The 7,446-nt window shown below is 62.8% G+C and carries 4 protein-coding genes; all 4 read left to right on the top strand.

The features are described 5' to 3' along the window. Positions 1-296 precede the first annotated feature (296 nt). Complete coding sequence (locus tag VGD45_RS12850) at positions 297-1,142, top strand: PhzF family phenazine biosynthesis protein (RefSeq protein ID WP_331155706.1); 846 nt, start codon at positions 297-299, stop codon at positions 1,140-1,142. A gap of 207 nt (positions 1,143-1,349) precedes the next feature. After that, on the top strand, positions 1,350-3,512 hold the full coding sequence (gene bcsB / locus VGD45_RS12845) for a cellulose biosynthesis cyclic di-GMP-binding regulatory protein BcsB (protein WP_331155705.1): 2,163 nt from the start codon (positions 1,350-1,352) through the stop codon (positions 3,510-3,512). A 26-nt stretch (positions 3,513-3,538) separates the two neighbouring features. Then, entirely contained in the window at positions 3,539-4,651 is a 1,113-nt protein-coding gene (bcsZ, locus tag VGD45_RS12840) for a cellulose synthase complex periplasmic endoglucanase BcsZ (protein ID WP_331155704.1), read from the top strand. Then, a complete protein-coding gene (locus VGD45_RS12835; protein WP_331155703.1) occupies positions 4,633-7,440 on the top strand; it encodes a cellulose biosynthesis protein BcsC in 2,808 nt (935 codons plus the stop codon). The genes bcsZ and VGD45_RS12835 overlap by 19 nt, the downstream gene beginning before the upstream one ends. Positions 7,441-7,446: the final 6 nt, after the last annotated feature.

The following is a 7,446-nucleotide window of genomic DNA, read 5'->3' as shown; positions in this document are numbered from 1 at the left end:
AGAAGTCGACGACGGCCTGTGGTCCGTATGGTTTATGGCGCACCTACTCGGACGCATCGACCTGCGCACCAAGAAGATTACCTATGTCCCGGTGTAAAGGATGGACCTGGACTGGTGTAAACGATGAACCCGGCTGGACACACCTCGGACGGCGCCCGCCACCGATGCCTCTCTTCCGAAAGCCCGCCGCAGACGAAAGTAGAATCTCGCATCTGTGCCGGCCCTCGCGCGCTGGACTGTGCATTTACCTCCACGTCCGCTCCGCTTAAAACAGCGCATCACTTACGAGATCCATCATGCGCGCACTTCAATTCCGCATCGTCAACGTGTTCACCTTCAACGGCGGCACGCTCACCGGCAATCCTTTGTGTGTGTTCGAGGACGCGAGCAGCCTCGACACGGATACGATGCAGGCGCTGGCGCGGCAGTTCAATTTATCTGAAACGACGTTTATTCAGCCTTCCAGCGCGGCGAACGCGCACGTTCGTATCTTCACGCCGAGTTATGAGATGCCGTTCGCCGGTCATCCGACGCTCGGTACGGCGTTCGTCTGTCGCGAGCTCGGTTTGGGAGGCGACAAGCTGAAGCTGCAAATGAAGGCCGGGATCATTCCCGTCGAGGCCGACGGCAATCGCTGGACGTTACAGGCGAACGAGCCGACCTGGCGTGAGCTCGATGCGTCGCGTGACACATTGGCCGCGATGCTCGGCGTCGAACCGAGCGACATCGGCGAGCGGCCGCTATGGGTCAAGGCAGGAAAAGAACAGCTCGTCATTCCGCTCACCAGCGAAGCGGCAGTCCGGCGCGCCCGACCGCAACCGGATGCGTTCGCGAACGTGCACAGCGAGGATGGTCAGAGCATGGCGTATATCTTTGCGCCACCCGCCAACGGCCGCACGCTCGCCCGCTTTTTCTTCCCGGACGGCGCGGCCATTCTCGAAGATCCGGCGACCGGCTCGGCCACCGCCAACTTTGGCGGCTGGTGGATCGCCACCGGCCAGCCCCTGCCCTGCCGGTTGCAGATCTCACAAGGCGAATACGTCGCGCGCCCCTCGACTTTGTTCCTGAATGTCGATGCTCAACGCCGCATTTTCGTCAGCGGCGACGTGGTCGAGATCGCGCGCGGCACACTCAATTTGTAAGGACGACGCGAGGTCGCGCGCTCGCCTCTACGATTTCCCACGGATTGGCAAGCGCTCGATCAGACCCTAAGGTCGCCCCGAAGGTTCTCGGGAGCGCCGATGCCAGAGCACGGGTCAGTAATAACGCGTATCCGACAAGACCGGTTTGTCACTTTCTGGCAAGTGATACAGACCGCAGCACGAGCCGCCACCTTGGGGTTGCTCACAATGGGGGCCGTAGAGGCGTCCGAGCCCTCGCCGGCCGCGCCGCTGCGCCTTTCCTTCGTCGATCTCGGCTCGGGACTTCTGGAGTTGCGCGGCACTCGTCCCAGTGGCGTGGTCAACATCGGCGTGCGTGGCGACGAAGTCGTCGCGGCGGCAAAACTGCGCTTGCGGATGACTTACTCGCCCGCCCTGCTGCCGCAGCTCTCTCATCTGCGCGTCAGTCTCAACGATCAGGTGCTGGCGGCGTTGCCGTTGCCAGTGGAACAAGCGGGGCGCGAGATCGAGCGTGAAGTCGAGCTCGATCCCCGTTACTTCAGCGACTACAACCAGCTGCGCTTCGAGCTGGTCGGTCACTATTCCATGGACTGCGAGGATCCCGCCCATAGCTCGCTGTGGGCGACGTTGAGCCAGTTGAGCGAGCTGGAGTTGGCCGTGACGCGACTGGAGCTGCGCAACGAGCTCGGCCTGCTGCCCGCACCTTTCTTCGACCGACGCGACAATCGTCGTCTCACATTACCAATCGTCCTACCCGAACAGCCGTCGCGGGACATCGTGCGTTCCGCCGGCGTCGCGGCATCCTATTTCGGCGCTCTCGCCGATTACCGCAGTGCTCGCTTCCCAGTGTCATTCAAAGGGCTGCCCACTCAACATGCCCTCGTGTTCGCAACGAACTCCGCACGGCCGGCGCAGCTGTCACTGGCCGATGTGACCGTCCCCACGGTCAGCATCATCGATCATCCGATGATTCCGGCGGTCAAGCTGCTGGTGTTTCAAGGCAAGGACGAGGCACAGCTGCGCCAAGCCGTCGAAGGCGTGGTCATTGGGAGTCCCGTGCTCAGCGGAGCGCAGGCCACGGTCACCGTGATGGAACGCCCAAAGCGAGAACTGTACGATGCGCCTCGCTGGCTTCGCACACAGCGCCCCGTGCGACTTGGAGAGCTCGTCGATTCTCCGCAGCAGTTGCAGACCAGCGGCATCGCCCCGCCGCCGATCCGACTCAACCTGAGATTGCCGCCGGACTTGTTCACCTGGAACCAGCCGAGCGTGCCCATGGACTTGCGCTATCGCTACACGCCGCCCAACGGGCAGGACTTTTCCACCCTGAACATCAGTATCAACGAGCTGCTGTTGCGCTCGTATCGCTTGCGACCGCAGAGCGGTGACGACGGCTCCCGCAAAGTGCTCGTGCCGCTGCTGGAAAGCGGCGCCATCCAGCAAAGCGAGGAAGTGCGAATACCGGCGTTTCAGCTGGTCAGTAACAACCAGCTGCAATTTCGCTTCGCGCTAGATCCGCAGCGCCAGGGTCCTTGCGCCCACGTGCCCGGCGAGCAGGCGCGTCAAGGCATCGATCCGGACTCGACCATCGATTTCAGCGATTTCGCGCACTACACGGCCATGCCCAACCTCGCGCTGTTTGCTAACTCCGGCTACCCGTTCACGCGCTACGCGGATTTGTCCGAAACCGTCATCGTGTTATCGGACACCACCCAAGCAGCAGCACTCGAGCAACTGTTCTTCCTGCTCGGCCGAATGGGACGACACACCGGCGCGGTCGCACTCTCATATCAGTTGTCGAATGTCGAGCAGGCCAAGCAGGCTCGCGATGCCGACGTGCTCATTCTCAGCGGCCCGAGCGCCGCGCCATTGCTGACAGAATGGCACCAGGACCTCGCACTTGCGATCAACGGGGACGAGCGTAAATTCCAGGAGTTGTCGGTCGCCCCGCGCTTCGATCATCCGATGCTCGGCGCTCAACGCAACCGTTCGAACGGCGGGCAGGTGCGAGTCAACAGCAGCGGCTCGCTCGCCGCCTTCATCAGCTTCGAGTCGCCGCTCTCCGACGACCGGACCGTCGTGGCGCTGGCCGGCAGCGACGATGCGGCGGCGCAGGCGCTGCTGGTCGCGCTCGAAGACGACGGCAAGGTGCCGCAGATTCTCGGCGACCTCGCCATCGTCCGTGGCGACTCCATACAGAGTTATCGAGGCAACTCGACCTACTATGTCGGCTCGCTCTCGCTCTGGCAGCGAGCGTGGTTTCACCTGTCGCAGCACGTGGTGCTGTTCACGATCGTGGCTTTGGGGCTGGTCGTATTGGTTGCAATGCTGCTGTATGGCGGTCTGCAACGGCGCGTCGCCCGCCGCCTTGCAGCCAACGGCTCGCAGTGAGTGCGCGCCTGCTATTGGGGGTGCTCATGTTAAGCACTTCGATGATGATGACCGACAGCGCGCTGAGCGCGGGAGTGAAGTGCGAAGCATGGCCCGCCTGGCAACGTTTCAAGCTGCTGTACCTGAGCGACGACGGCCGTGTCATCGATGCGAGCACCGAAGCCCAGATCACCACATCTGAAGGTCAGGCGTACGCGTTGTTCTTCGCGTTGGTCGCCAACGACCGCAATGCCTTCGACCTGATCTTGCGCTGGACCCACGACAATCTGGCCGCGAGCAAGCTGGACAAGTTGTTAGCCGCGTGGAAATGGGGCCGCGCCGCCGACGGCGAGTGGCGCGTCCTGGACAGTAATGCGGCCGCCGACGCCGATGTGTGGATGGCTTTCTCGCTCGGCGAAGCCGCCCGGCTGTGGAATGAAATGCGCTATGCGAACCTGGGCGCCGAGATCGCAAGAAACATTCTGCGAAACGAGGTCGCCACCGTGCCCCGGCTCGGCACGGTGCTTCTGCCCGGCCCGCAGGGCTTCGTCAGCGAGGATGGCTGGCGACTGAATCCCAGTTATTTGACTCTCTCGCTGTTACGCGGCCTGGCGCGGCAGACCAAAGAGCCGCTGTGGAACGATATCGCGAGCTCCTCCGAGCAAGTGATTCTGGGTGCCGCGCCTAAAGGTTTCGCCGCTGACTGGGTCGAATTCACGCGCGGCGGCTTCACTTCGGATCGCCACAGCCAGGGTGTCGGCAGTTACGACGCCATTCGCGTTTATCTGTGGGCGGGCATGTTGCCTGCGTCCGACCCGGCGCGCGACAAGCTGACGGCCGCGCTCAAACCCATGGTGGACAGCGCCGCCAAGCGCGCCGCTCCGATCGAAATCGTCGACACCCAAACGTTGGAAATGCGCGGCGACGGTCCGCCGGGATTTTCTGCGGCACTACTGCCGATGCTGGCCAATGCTCGTTTGACCACGGCCTTGCAAACACATCGTCAGCGCGCCGCGGAAGAGGCGTTGCAGAACAATCAGAGTTATTACAGCGACATGTTGAGTTTGTTCGGCCTCGGCTGGCTGGAGCAGCGCTACCGTTTCAATCGCGCAGGCCTGTTGACCGTACGCTGGACTCCAGCATGCGATCGGCCGCACTAGTCATCGCCTGCTTGCTATTACTCGGGCGCGGCGCCACCGCCGCGGAAACCACCATCGCCGGCGAAGAGCTCCTGCAGAGCGCACGCATGTGGGAATCGCGCCAGCGCGCCGATCTCGCGCGACTGGCTTTGGAAAAGCTGGTGACTACGCGTCCCGACTCGGCTTTTGCCCTGCTCGAGCTCGGCGAGCTGAACCTGCGCATGTCCGACTTCGCCGCGGCGGATCAAGTGCTGCGGCGTTTGGAACAACGCTTTCCGGCGTCCCCCGCAACGAGCTCCATGAGCATTCAATATCGCCTTGCCACGCGCGATCGCCTGCAATGGCTGTCGATCCAGCGGCTGGCGCAACTCGGCAAAAGCGAGGACGTCCGCCGCGAGCTGCAGCGTTTGTTTCCTCAAGGCGCACCGGAAGGCTCCATTGCCATCGAATATTATCGATTGCTCGCGGGCACGCCCGGTGGGCACGAGGAGGCGCTGCGCGGAATGCAGGCCCTTGCGGCGAGGCATCCAAACGATCCGCGCTATCAAGATGCTTTGCGCAGGCTTCAACCGGTGGCCGTCGAGCCCGCTACTACGACGCGACAAGCCGCAGCTCGTCCACGACCGGCAGCGCGCCCGCCGAGCAGCGAGCCCGTAACAACGGTCAGTTCGGACGCCACTGCGGCCGCCCTGGATTGGGAGAAACGCAGTCGCGCGGCGACATCTGCTCAGCAGTTGCAACTCGCATCGCTTCAGCTGCAAGCGTCCACGGCGCTTCGTATCGGTGACTTCGAAGGTTTGATCGAAGTCGCCGATCGGCTGGACTCGCTAGGCTTCCCCAGTCAGGCCGGCGAGCTACTTGCGACGGGCAACAGACTTGCGCCCGCTTCGACGTGGTTGTTGGAAACACGGGTCCGATGGCTGATTGCTCACGACGACGCCGATGGCGCGTTGAAACTCATCGAGGCGCGTCCAGTGGATGAGAAATGGCCTCAGAGCAAACGCGACGATCTTCGCGCGACCGCGTTGGCAGCGCGCGGCCGCGCGGCCGCGGCAGCGTCGAACGAAGACGCCGCCATTGCCGATCTCACGGCAGCCATTGAGCTGCAGCCCACTGACCCTTGGACACGCCACCGCCTGGCGTCGCTCCTCGCGCGTCGCGGCGAGAAGGAGCAAGGCCGCGAGATCATGAATGCCGGCGCGGCGCTGACCCCCGACAATCCGCAGATGCGCTTCGCCCAGGCTTTGTACTTCGAAACCATCGACGAGCCCCGCCAGTCGGTTGCTGCTATCGACGCCATTCCAGCCGAGAGCCGTGACGCTGACATGAACGCGGTTCGCGATCGCGCGCAGCTCACTATCGTTCGTGAGCTCGCCGAAGCTGGTGAAACTGTGCAGGCGCGTGCACTGCTCTCCGATGTGCGAGCAAGCTCCAATCCAGACGACATCGGCGTCCAACTGACCATCGCGTATCGCGAATGGCAACTCGGCAACGAAAACGCGACAGCGGAGATCGCCGAACGGCTGGCCCGCATCGCTCCGGAGCGAGCCGACATCGCGATGCTGGCGGCGCGATCCAAACATGCGCAGCGAAACTTCGGAGCCGCGCGCGCCTATTTCAAACATGCGGAGACTGTCGGCGACGAGGAGACCGTAATTTCGGCGCGCCAGTTTCGCGAACAAATAGAAACCCGCCTGCACAACTGGATGTCCGTCGGCAGCGAGGTGCGACACAAGCCCGGCGACGACGGCATTTCCCGCTTCGAATCGGTGGTCATTTCGTCGTTGTGGCACCACCCGGTCGATTATGAGCGACGGCTCTGGCTACAGGCAGACGCCGTTAGTATCGATGCCGGCAGGCTCAGCACCGACTTCGATCGAGCGCGAGACTTCGGCTCGATTCGAGCCGCGGGTGAAACGGCAGCTCGACCCTATGTCAATGACGCGCAGGATGGATTGGCCCTGGGCGTCGGCTTTGTGACCGACAGCTTTGCAGCGGACCTCGGCTCGACTCCTTTGGGATTCGAATTGCCGCAAGTCGTCGGCGGTCTCGAGTGGCGACCGGACTTGCCCGGTGTGGATGTATCCGCCGGCTTCTCGCGCCGAGCCCTGACCAGCAGCGTCCTTTCCTATGCCGGGATGCGTGATCCCATCAGCGGCAAACGTTGGGGCGCGGTCGTGCAAACCGGCCCCTATGCCGATGCAGGCGTTTACCGGGATCGATATTCCATCGCAGGGGCCATACGTTACAGCGAGATCACGGGTGAGCACGTGCTCGACAATGACTTCTTCGGTGCGCGCGCAGCCGCGGACTGGAAGTTCTACAACGAGCCTTACGCGCGCGCTTCAGTGGGCGTCTCGGTCAACTATTGGAGCTTCGATCGCAATCTGCAGAATTACACGCTGGGCAGCGGCGGCTATTACAGCCCGCAGTCCTATGTCAGCGTCGCCTTGCCTCTCGAGCTCTGGGGAGAATACGGCGATTGGAGCTATCGGGTGCGCGGAGCAATCGCGCACTCACAAAGCAAGACAGACGCCATCGCCGTTTATCCGGAGCATCCGGCGTTACAGGCGGCTGTGGGTTCAGCAGTGTTTGACGGTGGGCGCAATAACGGTAGCACCAGCTTCTCTGCTTACGCGGCAGTCGAGCGCCAGTTATCGGCCAGCTGGATCCTCGGGATGAAACTCGATATCGACCGCGCCGATTACTACGATCCGAGCGTCTTCACCATCTACGTGCGACACTCATTGGCGCCGTGGACGACACGGATCGCCGTGCCGCCCCGGCCGATCCTTCCGTACAACAACTAGAAGGCT

The sequence above is a fragment of the Steroidobacter sp. genome, from assembly GCF_036402275.1.
GTDB lineage: Bacteria > Pseudomonadota > Gammaproteobacteria > Steroidobacterales > Steroidobacteraceae > Steroidobacter.
The sequence above is the reverse complement of the archived record's forward strand: the minus strand, read 5'-3'. Positions and strand labels throughout refer to the sequence as shown.